Below are 15,651 nucleotides of genomic sequence, written 5' to 3' on the forward strand. Positions count from 1 at the left end.
CTGGGCCCGGATGTATGAAGAATTCCATTTTCTTCCTACACAGAACAAGAACATGCCGCCTCGTCTCCATCGCCACGTCCTCTGCACGGCACTTCTCGGCGGCGCAGCAGCCGTCTGCGCGCAGGAAAGCCACCTGCCCGAGGTGCAGGTGCGCGGCCCCCGCGACGCCACCATCGGCACAGCCGACAGCGCCAGCGAAGGCGCCGCCGAGCGCGAGTCGTTCCAGTCGCGGCCCAAGCTGCGGCCCGGCGACATCGTCGAGGCGGTGCCGGGCGTGGTGGCCACTCAGCATTCAGGCGACGGCAAGGCCAACCAGTATTTCCTGCGGGGCTTCAACCTGGACCACGGCACCGACTTCTCGGTGACGGTGGACGACATGCCCGTCAACATGCCCACGCACGGCCATGGGCAGGGCTATGCCGACCTGAATTTCCTGATTCCCGAGCTCGTGTCGGGCGTGCGCTACCGCAAGGGGCCGTACTTCACGGACTCGGGCGACTTCTCTCTGGCAGGCAGCGCCTCGATGGACTATTTCGGCGCGCTCGAGGCGCCCTTTGCCGAGGCCACGCTCGGCGGCCACGGCTTCAAGCGCCTGCTGGCGGCCGGCTCGCGCACCGTGCAGGACCAGACCTGGCTGGGCGCCATCGAGCTCGAAGGCAACAATGGCCCGTGGGACGTGCCCGAGAACCTGAAGAAGGCCAATGCCGTGCTGCGCTACTCGCAAGGTTCTCAGTCGCGCGGCTTCAGCATCACCGGCATGGCCTACAGGAGCAACTGGACCTCGACCGACCAGGTGCCCCAGCGCGCCATCGACAGCGGCGAGCTGAGCCGCTTCGGCAGCCTCGACCCGACCGACGGCGGCAAGACCCAGCGCATCAGCCTGTCGGGCAAGTGGTTCGACAAGAGCGCGGAAGGTGAAACGCAGATCAGCGCCTACGCCATCGACTACCGCTTCGACCTGTTCTCCGACTTCACGTACTTCCTGAACAACCCCGTCAACGGCGACCAGCTCGAACAGACCGACCGCCGCCGCGTCTTCGGCGCGCAGGCCTCGCGCTCGGTGGCCAACAGGATCGGCGGGCTCGACGGCCTTTTCAACTTCGGCGCGCAGTGGCGCGGCGACCGCATCGGCGAGGTCGGGCTCTACCAGACCGAGGCACGCCAGCGGCTGTCGACGGTGCGCAACGACAAGGTCTCGCAGGACCTGTTCTCGGTGTACGCCCAGCAGTTCGTGAACTTCAGTGACCGCTGGCGCGGCTATGTCGGCCTGCGCGGCGACACGCTGCGCTACGACGTTCGGGGCCGCGAGCCGGTCTACGGACCGGCCAACAGCGGCAAGGGGCACGATTCCATCGCGAGCCCGAAGGCGGGACTGGCCTTCACGCTGACGCCGGCGCACGAGCTGTACCTGAACGCGGGCACGGGCTTCCACAGCAACGACCTACGCGGCAGCACCATCACGCTCGATCCGCAGAGCGGCCTTCCCGCCGATCGCGTGCCCGCGCTGGTGAAAGGCCGCGGCACCGAGATCGGCTGGCGCTTCCAGCCCGGCGAAGACTTCACGCTGACCGCCGCGCTGTGGCAGCTGAAGCTCGACTCCGAACTGGTCTATGTCGGCGACGCAGGCACCACCGAGCCGGGCCGCGCCAGCAGCCGGCGCGGAATCGAGGCCACGCTGCGCTGGAAGATCGACCGCGCATGGCGCCTCGAGCTCGACGCGGCGCTCTCGCGTGCGCGTTTTCGCGGCGTGGCGCCCGAGGGCGAAGGCAACTACGTCGACAACGCGGTCGAGCGCGTGTTCGCCGCCGGCGTAACTTATGCCGACGGACCGTGGACGGCCTCGCTGCGGCTACGCTACCTGGGCCCGCGCGCGCTGGACACCACCAACAGCGTGCGCTCGCGCTCCGCCACGCTGCTGAACCTCGGCATGCGCTACGCGGTGAACAGGAACCTCACGCTGGGCCTCGACGTGTTCAACCTCGCGGGCAGCAAGGGCAACGACATCGAGTACTTCTATGCCTCGTGCACGGCGGGCGAAGTGGTGGGCGGAAGCTGCAACGGCGGCGTGAACGACCGGCACATCCACCCGATGGAGCCGCGCACCGCGCGCGTGAGCGCCCGCTGGACTTTCTGACAGCCTGATCAGTACCTGATCGTCACCCCGGCCTTCACGCCGTTGTTGTTCTTGCCGTCGCTCTGCACGCCGCCCGAGAACGACACGTTGCCGCCGGTGCTCGCGCCCAGCGAGTACGTGGGCCGGGGCGTGGAGGTGTCGGTGCCGATGTAGGTGCCGCTGCCGTCGGGGCGCTGTACGCCGACGGTGGCGCCGTTGACGGTGGCCGATGTCTCGGTGGGATTGACGTTGGGGGCGACGTAGACGGAGCCCTTCTCGTCGCTGTCTACAGGCAGCTTGATGGGCTCTGCCCTCGCCGCGAAGCCGAGCATGCCCACCAGCGCAGTGGTGGCAAATATCAATCGATGCATTCCGGCGATGTTTGGCGAAGCGGCGGTTGCTGCCCGTAGGACGAAAGGAAATCCGGCGCACGGACCGTGCCGCCGGTTGCCGTCACGAGTTAACTTGTTGTTGACTTGAGTACTTGCGTACTCAAGCTCGAACCTGTGGCAATGGACCCGATCACGCTCTACGATCCATGCACGAAATCGAGCAGGAGAACGTCCCCCATGTCCATCAACGAAGTCGTCATGCCGGAGCAATTGCTGAACGCGCTGGAGGCCCAGAGCCGCACGCCCATCGCGCGCATCGGCGAGGCGCTCATCTCGCTGGGGATGGTCACGCAGGAGCAGCTTCGCGCGGGCCTGGACCGGCAGAAGCTGGACCCGATGGTGCCGCTGGGCGAGACGCTGGTGCGCATGGGCGTGGTGAGCCGGGGCCAGTTGCAGACGGCGCTGGTTCGCAAGATGGGCTATCCGCTGGTCAACCTGCATCTCTATCCGCCGGCGGCCGAGGCGCTGCGCAAGCTGCCGCACGCGGTGGCGCGGCGGCTGCAGGTCATGCCGCTGATGCTGCACGAGGGGCGGCTCATCGTCGCCATCGACGATCCGACCAGCCGGCACTCGGCGCTCGACGAGGTGGAGTTCATCGCGCAGCTGAAGGTCACGCCGGTGGTGGGCCAGTGCCTGGACCTCGACGGCGTGCTGAACGCGGTGTACGAGAAGATCGGCGAGCACACGGGCGCGGCGCCCAACCCCTTCGCGGCCCACTTCGACCCGAGCCAGCCGCTGGACTTCGACGTGGCCGGTACGAGCGAGCTGCTGCAGACGCTGGAGAAGGAAGTCGCCGCGCCGCCGGCGGCAAGCGAGGCGCCCATCGAGCAGTCGGACAACTCGCTGGTGCGCATGATCAACAGCATGATCATCGAGGCGCACCGCGAGGGCGTCTCCGACATCCACATCGAGAGCTACCCGGGCCAGGAAAAGACCCGCATCCGCTTCCGGCGCGACGGCCTGCTCTACACCTACCTGGAGCTGCCGCCGAGCTACCGCAACGCGATCGTCGCGCGCGTGAAGATCATGTGCGACCTCGACATCAGCGAGAAGCGCAATCCGCAGGACGGCAAGATCAACTTCGCGAAGTACTCGCCACAGCACCGCATCGAGTTGCGCGTGGCGACCATTCCCACCAACAACGGCCTCGAAGACGTGGTGATGCGCATCCTGGCGTCGGCCAAGCCCATTCCGATGGACCGGCTGGGCCTGTCGCCCGACAACCTCGCGCAGTTGACGAAGGCGGTCGAGCGCCCCTACGGCATGGTGCTGTGCGTAGGCCCCACGGGCTCGGGCAAGACCACCACGCTGCACTCGGCGCTGATGCACATCAACACGCCCGAGCGCAAGATCTGGACCGCGGAAGACCCGGTGGAAATCACGCAGGCCGGGCTGCGGCAGGTGCAGATCAACCCGCGCATCGACTGGACCTTTGCCAAGGCGCTGCGCGCCTTCGTGCGCGCCGACCCGGACGTGATCATGGTCGGCGAGATCCGCGACGAGGAAACCGCCAAGACCGCCATCGAGGCCTCGCTGACAGGCCATCTGGTGCTCTCGACCCTGCACACCAACAGCGCGCCCGAGACCGTCACCCGCCTGCTGGACATGGGCATGGACCCGTTCAACTTCGCCGACTCGCTGCTGGCCGTGCTCGCCCAGCGGCTGGTGCGCCGCCTGTGCACGCAGTGCACCACCGGCACGCCCGCGAGCCCCGAGGCTGTAGAGGAACTGCTGGACGACTACATGCACGCCTTCGGCCCCGAGCAGCAGCGCGACGCGGCCCAGCGCCAGGCGGTGCTGGCCGGCTGGGTGCAGCGCCATGGCCGCGACGGGCGGCTGCACACCTACACCAGCAAGGGCTGCAAGCACTGCGGCGACACCGGTTTCAAGGGCCGCGTGGGCATCCACGAGCTGATGAGCATGTCGAAGACGCTGCGGCGGCTGGTGCAGACCGGCGCGCGCGCCGAGGAGCTCCAGCAGGCCGCGTTGCAGGAAGGCATGCGCACGCTGCGCCAGGACGGCATCGAGAAGGTGCTGGCCGGGCAGACCAGCATCGAGGAAGTGCGCGCAACCAGCAACGCCTAGGCGGCCAGCCGACGTTGCCCGTGTCCCCACCCGGCGCGGTCACCCGGCGCAGGCGGCGCCTTGCTGCGCCGGGTACTCCATCTCCAGCATCACCCAGTCGCGCCGGGCATCGCCGTGTCGACCGGCGATCTCGCACAGCGTGCGGTCGAGTTGCGGCACCGGCTTGAGCGTGGCCGACAGGGGCAGCCGGCGAGCGCCATTACTGACGCCATCGCCGGCGGAGGCGGGCCTGGCCAGCAGCACCAGTCCGCTGCGCAGCCTGACCGGGCCCGAGGCCGACACCGCCTCGACACGCACGCGCCCGGTGCGCTCCCATGCGTCCACAGCCAGCGCGAGGGATACGTCGTCCGTGCCGTCGCGCACCTCGACGCTCCAGCGCTCGACGCGCCAGAACGCAGCCTTGTTGAGCAGGTAGGCGAAGCGCTTGCCGGCATCGAGGCCGAAGGGCGTGCTGTCGTGCACCGGGCTCCACGAGGCCACGCCCAGTTCGGCCGCGAGTGCGGAGGCCTTCTCGCGTCCGCCGATGGCCTCCACCAGCGCCAGCATCGCGGGCACCGACGCGGTGATGCCGGTGGTGGTGGCCACGCCGCGGTCCACCACGTAGCGCCGGTGCGGTACGTGCGTCGAGCCAGCATGGCGCTTCAGCAGCGTGCCGCGGTCGTACCAGTGGCCCGCGAAGCGCCGGCCGTCGAGCAGGCCGGTCTGCCCCACCACAAGCGCGCCGGAACACACGCCGATCACCCGCGCGCCCTGCTGCGACTGCCGCCGCAGCCAGGCGGTGATCTCGGGCGCATCGTCCTTGAGCATCGCGGGGACGATCACGTAGTCGGCACCCGAGGGATGCGCGCGGTCGAAGCCGGCGAAGTCCTGCGCGCCGTCCACCTGCAGCGCGGGAAACAGGTCGATGCGGCCGGCGCGCGGCGCCACGATGCGCACTTCGGCGATGTCGGCGCGCCCGAGCACCGCGTACGGCAGGAGCAGGTCGGTCATTTCGGTGCCGTCGTTGGACGCGAGCACGGCGATCACCGGCCGGCTGCCGCCCGGGCTGCGAGGCTTCATCGCATCGACGAAGGCCTGCTGGTCGCGCTGGAGCGCGGCCGCATCGTCGCGCGGCGGTGGCGGCAGCGGCGCGCCGGAGGAGCAGCCCGCCAGAACGAGCACCGCCATGCCGGCGGCAACCAGCGCGCGTGAAAATGACCCCGTGAACATCGCCGTTCCTCCATGGCTGCAAGCAATGCCCTGAGACTACGAATGCCCACCCTGCCCCACAAGGACGAAGAAGCCGCTGTTTCTGCCAGCCATGGCGCCGGCGGCGCGGTGGTGCTGCTCGCCTTCGATGGCGTCGAGGCCATCGACATCGCCGGCCCGGCCAGCGTCTTCAGCAAGGCCGAGCAGATGCGCCCCGGCACCTACCGGCTGCACATCGCGTCGCCCGCGGGCGGCAGCGTGCCCACCAACGGCGGCCTGAGCTTCGCGGGCACGCTGGCGCTGCGCGAACTGCCGGCCGCGATCGACACGCTGATCGTGGCCGGCGGCGACGAGCCCTCGGTGCGCTCGGCCATCCTCGAACAGAAGGTGAGCGAATGGATCGCCGAGGTCGCGCCGCGCGTGCGCCGCGTGGGCAGCGTATGCACCGGAGCCTTCGCGCTCGCAGCCGCCGGCCTGCTCGACGGGCGCGAGGCCACCACGCACTGGAGCGCCTGCGACATGCTGCAGCAGCTGCGCCCGCGGGTGCGCGTGCAGCGCGAGCGAATCTACGTGCAGGACGGCCCGATGTGGACCTCCGCCGGCGTCACCACCGGCATCGAGCTGGCGCTGGCCCTCGTGGAAGACGACCTGGGCCATGCAGTGTCGATGGACATCGCCCGCACGCTGGCGCTGCCGATGCTGCGCGGCGGCGAGCAGCCGCAGCTGAGCCAGGCACTGGAGGCACAGGCCACGGCCAGCCATCGGCTGCGCGAGCTGGTCGCGTGGATAGGCACGCATCCGCAGGAAGACCTGTCGGTCGAGGCGATGGCAGGGCGCGTGCGGATGAGCCCGCGCAATTTCGCGCGCGCCTTCGCCACCCAGACCGGCTGCACGCCCGCGCGCTTCGTCGAGCAGACCCGCGTGGCCGCCGCCGCGCAACTGCTGCGACAGACGGGCTGGACGCAGGAGAAGATCGCCAGCCGCAGCGGCTTCCGCTCGGTGGATGCGCTGCAGCGCGCGTTCGCGCGCCAGCACGGGGTGACGCCGCAAGGCTATCGCGACGGGGGCGGCCGCGAGGGCCGCTGAGCGGTCCGATCGCGGCGGCCGCCCTTCGGCACGGCAACGCCGCCCTTCGCGCTCCCACTGAAGGGCAGCCCGACGGGCGAAGGCTCATGAACGGCCCCGAAAGGGCCGGATTTACCAGTTCTCGGGGATGGCGGCACTGGAAACAAAAACACACACTCGTGCTGTTTTTTTGTCTGTCTGCCGTTTCAGCGAAGGAGGAACTCATGACCACTCAGCCCAAACACGTACTCAGAAGCCTGCAGGCCGCCGCATTGCTCGCCATCGGAAGCGCCCACGCGGCAGGCTATGTGGCCGGCGCCCCGGGCAACCCGGGGCCCAACCAGCCGGGCTGGACGAGTTCCAGCGGCGGTGCCGCCGCCACGGTCCAGGGTGACGGCGCCACCGCCATCGGCGCGGGCGGCGACGGCAGCAACGGAACCGCCGGCGGAAGCGGCGGCATAGGCGGAGCTGGCGCCAGCGCGAGCGCGAACGGCGCGACGGCCATCGGCGGCGGCGGCACTGCCGGCCAGGGCTTCGCGGGTGGCACGGGCGGCGCCGGGGGCAGCGGCGCGCAGGCCTCGGCCAGCGGTGCCATCGCGGTCGGCGCGGGAGGCCAGGGCGCGGAAGGCTGCTGCGGCTTCCCCGGCACGGCCGGCGGCAGCGGCGCACAGGCATCGGGCACCTCGGCGGTCGCCATCGGCAGCGCATCGGGCACCACGCGGGGCGCGGTGGCATCGGGCAACGGCAGCACGGCGATCGGCGGCGCCTACAACGGCTCCGCCGGCGCGTCGGCGCTGGCCACCGGCGGCGTGGCCATCGGCTCGGGCAGCCAGGTCGCGGCCGGCGCTGCCAACAGCATCGCCATCGGCGCCAACTCGGTCGCCACCGCGGCGAACACGGTTTCCTTCGGCTCGGCGGGCCAGACGCGCACCCTCGTCAACGTGAGCGCGGGCGCGGTGAACGCCACCAGCACCGACGCAGTCAACGGCAGCCAGCTCCACACCGTGCAGCAGACCTCCGACACGGCCCTGGGCCTCGCCCAGAACTCGGCGCAGTACGGCGCCGGCGGCACCGCGCTGCAGCTCAACGCCAACGGCGGCGCGGGCACCACCATCAACAACGTGGCCGCCGGCCAGGCGAGCAGCGACGCGGCCAACGTCGGCCAGGTGCAGCAGGCGCAGCAGACGGCCATCACCACCGCCAACAACTTCACCGTGCAGCAGGTCAGCGCGCTGCAGTCGCTGATGAACCAGGCCCTGTCCAGCGGCGTGTGCGCGGTGAGCGCAAGCGGCTCGGTGGCCTGCGGCCCGGGCGCGGGCGCCAGCGGCGCGGGCAGCACCTCGATGGGCACCAACGCGCAGGCCAGCGGCGAGAACACCGTGGCCGTCGGCAACGGCGCGCAGGCCAACCATGCGGGCTCGGTCGCCATCGGCGCGGGCGCGAAGGCGCTGGCCGACCCGACCACCGCCGTCGGCAACAACGCCGTGGCCACCGGCAACAACGCCGTCGCGCTGGGCGCCAACACGCTGGCCAGCGGCAACAACGCGGTGGCGCTGGGCCAGGGCTCCGTGGCCGACCGGGACAACACCGTGTCGGTCGGCAACGCAGCCACCAACCAGTTGCGCGGCATCACGAATGTCGCGCCCGGCCTGCTGGCCACCGACGCCGTCAACCTCGGCCAGTTGCAGCAGGCGGTGGCCAACGCGACCAGCCAGGCGAACGCCTTCGCCGCGCAGGGCGTCGCGGCGGCGCTGGCCATGCCGTCGATGCCGACATTGGCTGCGGGGAAGAAATGGATGGGCGCCGCCGTGGGCAACTACGCGGGCGCGTCGGGGGTGGGCGTGGCCTTCGGCTATCAGGTCAGCGACAACCTGAACCTGGGCGTGGGGGTTTCGACGGCTACGAGCAGCGGGAACGGGAGCAGGGTCGCTGCGCGGGTGCAGGCGGGGTATGCGTGGTGAGGCGCGGGTGCGGCATCGGTTGGTCGTGGGCCTGCGGCTTCAGCGAACGACGAATGCCGCATTGGCCAGCACATAGCCGACGGGCATGAACACGCCGCCTCCCACGTATTGCAGCTCCAGCGAGTCCTGTTGCCCTCCGGAAATCGACCCGGCCGTGCCGAGGGTGGTCGAAGTGCGACGCGTGCCGAGCTGGATGGCCGAGCCCGCCTTGGCGGCGGCCACCTTCAGGCCGTCGGTGCTGCTCGCGACCGCAGTCCAGCTACCGCCGTCGCTGGTCGCGCGCCAGGTCCGGCCGCTGTCGCTGGACTCGTACAGGCGGCCACCGCTGGTGGCGGCCACGACGTAGCGGCCGTCGGCGGACGTGGCAATGCCTCGCCAATCACGGCTGACGGTCTGCGCTTCCCATGTGGCACCCGAATCGGTGGAGAGCCAGATCGCGCCCGTGTCCACGGTGGCGTACAGGGCGCTGCCGTCCGCCGATGCCGCCACCGACCACCAGAACTGGCCGCTCGCACGCGCGGCCCAGCTCACGCCATAGTCGGTCGAGACAAACAGCTGGGAGCCATTGGTGGCCGCCACCAGAACCCGGCCATCGGCCGAAGAGGCCACGGCGCGCCAGGCGCGGCTCGATTCACGCGCCGTCCAACTGCCACCGCCATCCGCCGAGGTCCAGATCTGCCCGAGGTAGGCGGTCGCGACCAGGCGCGACCCGTCGGCGGAACTGGCCACCGCGCTCCAGGCCCGGGACGATCCGTCGTTGGTCCAGTTGAGGCCGCCATCGGCCGAGCGGTAAAGCGCACCGCCGTTGGATGCAGCGATCAGCGACAGGCCATCGCTGGAAGAAGCGATCCCACTCCAGGGCTGTCCCATGAGGCGCGGGATCCAGGTCGCACCGGAATCATCCGAGGTGTAGAGCTCGCCGCTGGTGGACACTGCCGCCAGGCGGGTGGCATCGGCGGACGAGGCAATGCCGCTCCAGCTGCCGGCGGGCGACACCGGGCGCCAGTCGAAGTCCGTTCCGCCGGGCAGGCCGCGCGTGTCGATGCGCTGCCCCACGTTCTGCGCGATGGTCCACCCGCCGCTGCCCACCCCCACCACCTTGATCCAATCGCCCACCGTGGGCTCGGGCGGCAGCGTGAGCGTGACGCCGGTGCTCGAATTCGCCTGATAGCCGGTGTTCGACTCGGTCTGGAAACTCGAGGCGGTGACGCTGACCCAGCGCGTGTCGGCCGGCGCGGCCGCGCACACGTAGGCCGTGGCCGTGACCTCCGCGGCGTCGAGCACGCCGTTGGCGTTCAGGTCCAGCCCGGACTGCACTCGTTGACCGCCATAGGCGCAGGTGCCGCCCGGAGCTTCGGCGGCGAATGCGAGCAGGCTGTCGCGGCCATTCGACCCTACAGCACCCGCAGCGCCCGTGGCCCCCGGCGCACCGCCGCAGACGTATGCAGAACTCGTCACCTCCGCATCCTCGAGCACGTCATTGCGGTTCAGGTCCTTGCCGGCCAGCACCTGCGAGCCGCCCTGCGCGCAGTTGCTGCCGGCGGGCTCGGCCCGCATGCGCACCAGCGTGCTGAGGCCATCCGCCCCGGCGGTGGCGTTGCAGATGTACTGGGTGGACGTGACTTCGCTGTCCGCGAGCACGTGATCGTTGTCGGCGTCCAGGCCGGCCTCGACGCGTGCACCGCCCAGGATGCAGTTGACGCCGACCGCCTCCGGCTTGATGCGCATCAGGACGGTGGATTCGCCGGATGTGCCGCCGGGCGCAGGCGCGGCGGGCTGCTGCGCGGGGGGAACGAAGAATGCCGCGTTGCCCGCATCGCCTCCGCCACCGCCACACGCGGCCAACGCCACAGCGGAAATCAGGCCTGCGGCCAGGCGGGCATTGCGAACGCAGAAGTAGGCAAGTCTGGACGAGGGCATGAGCGGGCGCTGTGAATGTACGAAGGCGCGATTTGGGTTGCACCGGCGAAATGAAACGCAACGTATTGTAAGAAAATGCCGCACAAAGTCACATCTCGACAAGCCGGTAGCAGGCGTACAGAGACGTCGGCCGGCATGCCAGGGAGCCCGGAACGAGGCGCTCGTTGCAACAGAACCCGCTTTTTGCCGCTGAATGGACAGGTCACGCGCCGCCGCCGGCTGCCCCCGCGTTCTCGATCAGGGCAGGTGCTTGCGCCCTCGCACGCTCTCCCGCGTCGGCCCGAAGGAGCCGAAACGAACCGGCAGGCCGCTCAGCGCCTCTGCGTGCTCCACCCACGCATGCGGCGTGGCGATGAGATTCGGCTCGTAGATCGGCTCGGCGCTTTGCAGCAACTGCGTCAGCGCCTGCTGGTGATCGAGGTCCCGCACGCCGCCCAGCGGCAGCGAAGTGATCCGCCCCGCATCGTCCGTGCGATAGCCCGCGCACCATCGCAAACCGGCCCTCTCGATGGCATCCAGGTGACTCACCGCCAGCCCGTCGAGCGTTCCGACCACATCGAGCGCATAGCGCAGCAGCACCGCATCGGGGTGCCCCCTGCGGAATGCGCCCTGCCAGCCTTCGTCGGCGTTGTGCGGTTCGGTCAGCCGCGCATCGAGCATGCGGTCGTGCGTGGGCAGCGGGCCGGGGCCGTGGCGCGTGAGGTAGCTGCGCAGCACGCCCACATGCTGGACGTGGGCGTCGATGCCGGCATCGTGCAGCACGGCTTCGACGGCGGCGGTCGAGATGGTGCTCCAGGTGGTGTGCGGATGGAAGCCGTGCCATTCGTCGAGCAGCACGCCCTGGGCGCCCTCGAAGATCACGGTGCCGGACCGCGCGAGGCGTTCGGCGATGCGGTCGATGCTCGCGGGCGGCGATTGCGCCACGCATGGCGCGGCGGCTTCCAGCCAGCGCCGCGCAAGCGTGTCGTCGCGCAGCATGGCGATTTCCTGCGCGGCATGGGCGTGCCGCAGCGCCGGGCTGGCCGCGAACTCGTGCAGAAGCACGGTGCGCAGCGCTTCGATCTTTTCGAATGCACGTGCAGGATCGCGCAGATCGCCATAGCGCAGCGCTTCATCGGGCGAGGCCAGCGCCTGCCGCGCGGTCTCGCCCACGCCGACGCCGCAGCTGCCGTGCGCGGCCTCGCCCCGTTCCAATTCGCGCAGGCGGCCTGCGGCCTGGTGGAACGGCGTGGTCACGCGGCAGCGCGCGTCGACGAGCAGCCGCCCGAAGGCGTCTTCCACGCCGACCCGGCGCAGCGCGGCTTCCTCCACGCGCAGCGCCGTGGGGTGCACGACCACCGGGCTCGCAAGCACGGTGCCCACGCCCGCATGGAAGCTGCCGGCGCCGAACTGCGAGAAGGTGTGGTGCCGCCCGTCGGCCAGCACGACGTTGTGCCCGGCCTGTGCGCCGCCGTTGAAGCGCACCACGGTGTGGGCGTCCAGCGCGCCGCCGAGGTGGTCGGTGAAGAGCCCCTTGCCGCAGTCCCCGAAGCCGAGGCCCAGCAGCGAGACGTAGTGCGTGCGAGCGTGCGCCGTCACACGGCCGTCAGCCGAACAGCCGCTTCCACCACGACGAGCGCGCACCGGCCGCGGCTGCCGCCACGCTGGGCGGCGCATGACGTGGCGCGCCCGGGTCGAGCAGCGCGGCATAGGCGTCGAGTGCGTGCAGCACGCCGCCCACGCGTTCCTTCTCCATGCCGGTGGCGCTCATCACGCCGGCCAGCGCTTCGAGGCTGGGCACGGCCTTCTCGGTGAGGGCGACGATGCCGGCGGCCACGGCGCAGGCGTCGTCGGGCGATTCCATGCAGATGACGTGGTCGCCCAGCAGTTCGCGCCAGCGGCCTTCGCAGCGGCGGCGGCGCTGCGCGTCGGGGATCAGGAAGAACAGATGCGTGGTCTCGGCTGCGGCGGCGATGACTTCCTCGATGGGAATGTCCTCGTCGAGCTTCTCGCCGATGAGGCCCTCGATCTGGTGGCGCGAGACGGCCGGATAGGGCAGCTCGTCGCCGGTCACGAACAGGTAGCCGCGCTTCCTGCGCTTGACCCAGCAGTCCATGTCGGTGTGCTGCGCCATCACGTAGAAGGCGAGCTCGTAGCTTTCCTCGCCGGTGCCGCCGCCACCGCCTTCCAGGTAGCTCCAGGTGAGCCACTGGTCCATGAGGTTGGCGGTCGATTCGAACTGGCCGACCTGCAGCGGCGCATGGTCGGAGTTGGCGTCGCCGATGGCCATGAACAGGAGTTGCGGGTCCGCCACGCCGCAATCGGTCAGCAGCTTCATGAAGGTGGGCAGCTCGCGGCGCGCGAGGATCTGCGGGATGTCGCCCATGGAGCCGGTCACGTCCAGCGCGAAGGCGATGCCCAGCGAGTTCGGATGGTCGGCGTTGTCGCGCGATTCGCGCACCTTGAGCCCTTGCGGGTTCATCAGCGGATGCGTGGAACGCTGCGTGAAGACTTCCGCGCCCGGTCTCGCGGCGCGGTCGGCGATGAGTGCCGTGTGGGCGGCGTGCGAGTAGTTTCCGTAGCCCATGGGTTCTGCTCCTCTGTGACTGTTGTACGTATGCGTTGATTCAGGCGCCGGCGTGCGGTGCAGGCGCCGGATCGAAATGGACGAACCGCGGCGCACCGAAAGCTTCGCGCGAAGCCGCCGACAGCGCCTGCTCGATGCCCTGCGCGCCCAGGCGCCCGCAGGCGGCTGCGTCCTCGCTGCATTCGCGCAGCAAGGCGGCGAGAGGCGCGGGTGTGCGGGCACCAAGGCCGGGCTCGCCGGGTGCTGCGCCGTGCAGAACGGCGCGCACGGCCCAGGCCGATTGCATCAGGTCGCGCGCGACGGCTGCGTCGTGCGCCGGCCCGGTGGCCTGCTGCGCGCGCGACCAGCCGATGAGCAGCACGCCATGGTCGCGCGGATGCACGAGCGCATGCGAGGGCGACAGGTCGCGGTGCGTCCAGCCGGCGCCATGAACGAAGGCCAGCACTTCCAGCATGCGGCGCCAGATCCATACGGCGTGGCGCGGGTCGATGCCTTGCGGGTTGGCCTGCCGCACGTCTTGCAGGCTGCCCCAGAAACCGGTCGGGTGGCGCAACACCAGCGCCTGCCGCGAGCCGTCGCTCATTGCGCTCGCCAGCCCTTCGGCCACGCCGATGCCCAGCGGCTGGGGCAGGCGGCGGGTGAAGTAGGCCGCGCCGGGCACGGAAAGATCCTGCAGGGCTTGCAGCACGGTGAATTCGCGCTGCAGCACGCCGTCTGCCGAACTCTCGCGTGCAAGCTTGAAGGTGACGCGCTCGGGCAGCGCGCCCAGTCGTTCGGCCAGCAGTACATCGCTGTGCTCGCCGGTGGCCAGCGGCGCGAGCACGCGGTAGCGACCGCCGCGCCACGCAAGAACGCGGCCGCCGGGCACGTCGGCATTGGCCCGGCGCCATGCGGCACGGAAGCTCTCGCGCTCGACGGTCTCCTGCCCACGCACCACGGTGGCGCCGCAGTAGCTGCAGTTCACCGTGCGCCACCGGGCGGCGCGCGACAGGGGCGCGGAGCACTGGGGGCAGCTGAGAGCCTGCAGCGACAGCATGGCCCGCGCCCTACTCTTCCCTGGGCGGGGCCGTCGGGTCCGGCGAGGCCAGCACCCGGTCGATGCGGCGGCCTTCGAGCGCGACGATCTCGAAGCACCAGCCGGCGCAGTCGATCTGCTCGCCCACCTCCGGCAGGTGGCCCGACACGGCCATCAGCAGGCCGGCCACGGTGTTGTAGAGGCCGCGCTCCTCGTCGGGCAACTCGCGAATGCCCAGGCGCGCGCGCAACTCCGACACGGGCATGAGGCCGTCGAGCTCCCAGAGGCCGTCGGCGCGCTGGTGCGCCCAGGCGTCGGTCTGCATGCCGGGCTGCAGCTCGCCGGTGATGGCTTCGAGCAGGTCGCGCGGTGTCATGAGGCCCTGCACCACGCCGTATTCGTCGACCACGAACACGAGCCGGCCGGCGCGGGCGCGGAACTGCTCCAGCAGCTCCATGCCGGTGAGGGTCTCGGGCACGAACACGGCGGGCGACGCCTCCTGGCCCAGCACGCCGGTGTGCGCGGGGCCCAGGCGCAGCAGGTGCGCAACGCTGATCACACCGACCACGTCGTCCAGCGAATTGCGGCACACCGGATACCAGGAGTGCACCAGGTTGAGCGCGCCCGCGTCGGCCACCTTCTGCAGCGCCTGCTGCACGGTGAAGGAGGCGTCGAGCCATTCGATGTCGGCGCGCGGGATCATCAGCGACGACAGGCGCCTGTCGTCGAGGTGGAACACGTTGCGCACCATCTGGTGCTCGTGCTGCTCGATGACGCCGGCGTCCACGCCCTCCTCGAGGCTGGCGGAGATTTCCTCCTCGGTCACCGAACGCGCCGCGTTGGCGTCGATGCGCAGCACCTTCAGCGTGGCGGCGGTGGCGCCCGCCAGCAGCCACACGAAGGGCTTCGCGCCCTTGGCCAGCCCGCGCATCGGGCGAGACACCCAGCGCGCCACCGGCTCGGGATAGAGCTGGCCGATGCGCTTGGGCACCAGCTCGCCGAAGATGATGGTGAAGAAGGTGATGCAGGTGACCACCAGCGCGGTCGACGCGATGCTGGCCGTGCCGCGGCCCATGCCCAGCCCTTCCATCCACACGCCGAGCGGCTCGGCGAAGGCGGCCTCGCCCACGATGCCGCTGAGCATGCCGATGGAGGTGATGCCGATCTGCACCGTCGAGAGGAACTGCGTGGGCGATTCCATCAGCTTCAGCGCGGCCACCGCGCCGGCGTCTCCCGTTTCGGCCAATGCCGCGAGACGTGCGCGCCGGCTGGTGGAAAGGGCCATTTCGGACATTGCGAACAACGCGTTCAGCGTGGTCAGCAAGGCCAGGAGGAAGACATCCATG

General features: G+C 70.4%; 11 protein-coding genes. 4 read left to right on the forward strand and 7 right to left on the reverse strand.

Annotated features, from left to right (window positions below; all coding sequences use genetic code 11):
* The first annotated feature begins 52 nt into the window (after nucleotides 1-52).
* Entirely contained in the window at nucleotides 53-2,134 is a 2,082-nt protein-coding gene (locus tag ABL843_RS22240; protein ID WP_418117340.1) for a TonB-dependent receptor, read from the forward strand.
* Between the two features lie 8 nt (nucleotides 2,135-2,142).
* Here the strand turns inward: ABL843_RS22240 and ABL843_RS22245 are convergent, their stop codons facing one another.
* Nucleotides 2,143-2,484, reverse strand: a complete 342-nt coding sequence (locus tag ABL843_RS22245) for a hypothetical protein (protein WP_418117341.1) — start codon at nucleotides 2,482-2,484, stop codon at nucleotides 2,143-2,145.
* Between the two features lie 198 nt (nucleotides 2,485-2,682).
* Between ABL843_RS22245 and ABL843_RS22250 the strand changes: the two genes are divergently transcribed.
* Nucleotides 2,683-4,590: a GspE/PulE family protein gene (locus ABL843_RS22250; RefSeq protein ID WP_369661345.1), complete on the forward strand. Its 1,908-nt coding sequence runs from the start codon at nucleotides 2,683-2,685 to the stop codon at nucleotides 4,588-4,590.
* A 39-nt stretch (nucleotides 4,591-4,629) separates the two neighbouring features.
* Here the strand turns inward: ABL843_RS22250 and ABL843_RS22255 are convergent, their stop codons facing one another.
* Nucleotides 4,630-5,799, reverse strand: a complete 1,170-nt coding sequence (locus ABL843_RS22255) for a DJ-1/PfpI family protein (RefSeq protein ID WP_418117342.1) — start codon at nucleotides 5,797-5,799, stop codon at nucleotides 4,630-4,632.
* A 42-nt stretch (nucleotides 5,800-5,841) separates the two neighbouring features.
* On the opposite strand from ABL843_RS22255, the gene ABL843_RS22260 reads away from it, so the two are divergent.
* Together ABL843_RS22260 and ABL843_RS22265 are read left to right on the forward strand one after the other, a co-directional pair.
* Complete coding sequence (locus ABL843_RS22260) at nucleotides 5,842-6,864, forward strand: GlxA family transcriptional regulator (protein ID WP_418117344.1); 1,023 nt, start codon at nucleotides 5,842-5,844, stop codon at nucleotides 6,862-6,864.
* A 203-nt stretch (nucleotides 6,865-7,067) separates the two neighbouring features.
* The gene (locus tag ABL843_RS22265; RefSeq protein ID WP_418117345.1) at nucleotides 7,068-8,804 is read left to right on the forward strand and encodes a YadA family autotransporter adhesin; all 1,737 of its coding nucleotides are present in this window, start codon (nucleotides 7,068-7,070) and stop codon (nucleotides 8,802-8,804) included.
* A gap of 39 nt (nucleotides 8,805-8,843) precedes the next feature.
* Here the strand turns inward: ABL843_RS22265 and ABL843_RS22270 are convergent, their stop codons facing one another.
* The 5 genes from ABL843_RS22270 to ABL843_RS22290 all read right to left on the reverse strand — a co-directional run bounded on the left by ABL843_RS22270 (nucleotide 8,844) and on the right by ABL843_RS22290 (nucleotide 15,650).
* Nucleotides 8,844-10,724: a WD40/YVTN/BNR-like repeat-containing protein gene (locus tag ABL843_RS22270; protein ID WP_418117346.1), complete on the reverse strand. Its 1,881-nt coding sequence runs from the start codon at nucleotides 10,722-10,724 to the stop codon at nucleotides 8,844-8,846.
* A 237-nt stretch (nucleotides 10,725-10,961) separates the two neighbouring features.
* A complete protein-coding gene (locus tag ABL843_RS22275) occupies nucleotides 10,962-12,302 on the reverse strand; it encodes an adenylosuccinate synthetase (protein WP_418117347.1) in 1,341 nt (446 codons plus the stop codon).
* Nucleotides 12,303-12,309: 7 nt separating this feature from the next.
* Complete coding sequence (locus ABL843_RS22280) at nucleotides 12,310-13,290, reverse strand: VWA domain-containing protein (RefSeq protein ID WP_418117348.1); 981 nt, start codon at nucleotides 13,288-13,290, stop codon at nucleotides 12,310-12,312.
* Between the two features lie 40 nt (nucleotides 13,291-13,330).
* Nucleotides 13,331-14,326, reverse strand: coding sequence for a lipopolysaccharide kinase InaA family protein (locus ABL843_RS22285; protein WP_418117349.1), 996 nt, complete (start codon nucleotides 14,324-14,326; stop codon nucleotides 13,331-13,333).
* Nucleotides 14,327-14,336: 10 nt separating this feature from the next.
* Nucleotides 14,337-15,650: a hemolysin family protein gene (locus tag ABL843_RS22290; RefSeq protein ID WP_184641567.1), complete on the reverse strand. Its 1,314-nt coding sequence runs from the start codon at nucleotides 15,648-15,650 to the stop codon at nucleotides 14,337-14,339.
* Nucleotide 15,651 lies beyond the last annotated feature (1 nt).

It is taken from the genome of Variovorax sp. 350MFTsu5.1 (genome assembly GCF_048302515.1).
GTDB classification, from domain to species: Bacteria; Pseudomonadota; Gammaproteobacteria; order Burkholderiales; family Burkholderiaceae_C; genus Variovorax; species Variovorax guangxiensis.

Excerpts from the sequence above, each read along its gene's own strand:
- ABL843_RS22260 (WP_418117344.1), top strand. The coding sequence starts at position 5,842 with ATGCCCACCCTGCCCCACAAGGACGAAGAAGCCGCTGTTTCTGCCAGC.
- ABL843_RS22290 (WP_184641567.1), bottom strand. The coding sequence starts at position 15,650 with ATGGATGTCTTCCTCCTGGCCTTGCTGACCACGCTGAACGCGTTGTTC.
- ABL843_RS22265 (WP_418117345.1), top strand. The coding sequence starts at position 7,068 with ATGACCACTCAGCCCAAACACGTACTCAGAAGCCTGCAGGCCGCCGCA.
- ABL843_RS22270 (WP_418117346.1), bottom strand. The coding sequence starts at position 10,724 with ATGCCCTCGTCCAGACTTGCCTACTTCTGCGTTCGCAATGCCCGCCTG.
- ABL843_RS22285 (WP_418117349.1), bottom strand. The coding sequence starts at position 14,326 with ATGCTGTCGCTGCAGGCTCTCAGCTGCCCCCAGTGCTCCGCGCCCCTG.
- ABL843_RS22255 (WP_418117342.1), bottom strand. The coding sequence starts at position 5,799 with ATGTTCACGGGGTCATTTTCACGCGCGCTGGTTGCCGCCGGCATGGCG.
- ABL843_RS22250 (WP_369661345.1), top strand. The coding sequence starts at position 2,683 with ATGTCCATCAACGAAGTCGTCATGCCGGAGCAATTGCTGAACGCGCTG.
- ABL843_RS22240 (WP_418117340.1), top strand. The coding sequence starts at position 53 with ATGCCGCCTCGTCTCCATCGCCACGTCCTCTGCACGGCACTTCTCGGC.
- ABL843_RS22280 (WP_418117348.1), bottom strand. The coding sequence starts at position 13,290 with ATGGGCTACGGAAACTACTCGCACGCCGCCCACACGGCACTCATCGCC.
- ABL843_RS22245 (WP_418117341.1), bottom strand. The coding sequence starts at position 2,484 with ATGCATCGATTGATATTTGCCACCACTGCGCTGGTGGGCATGCTCGGC.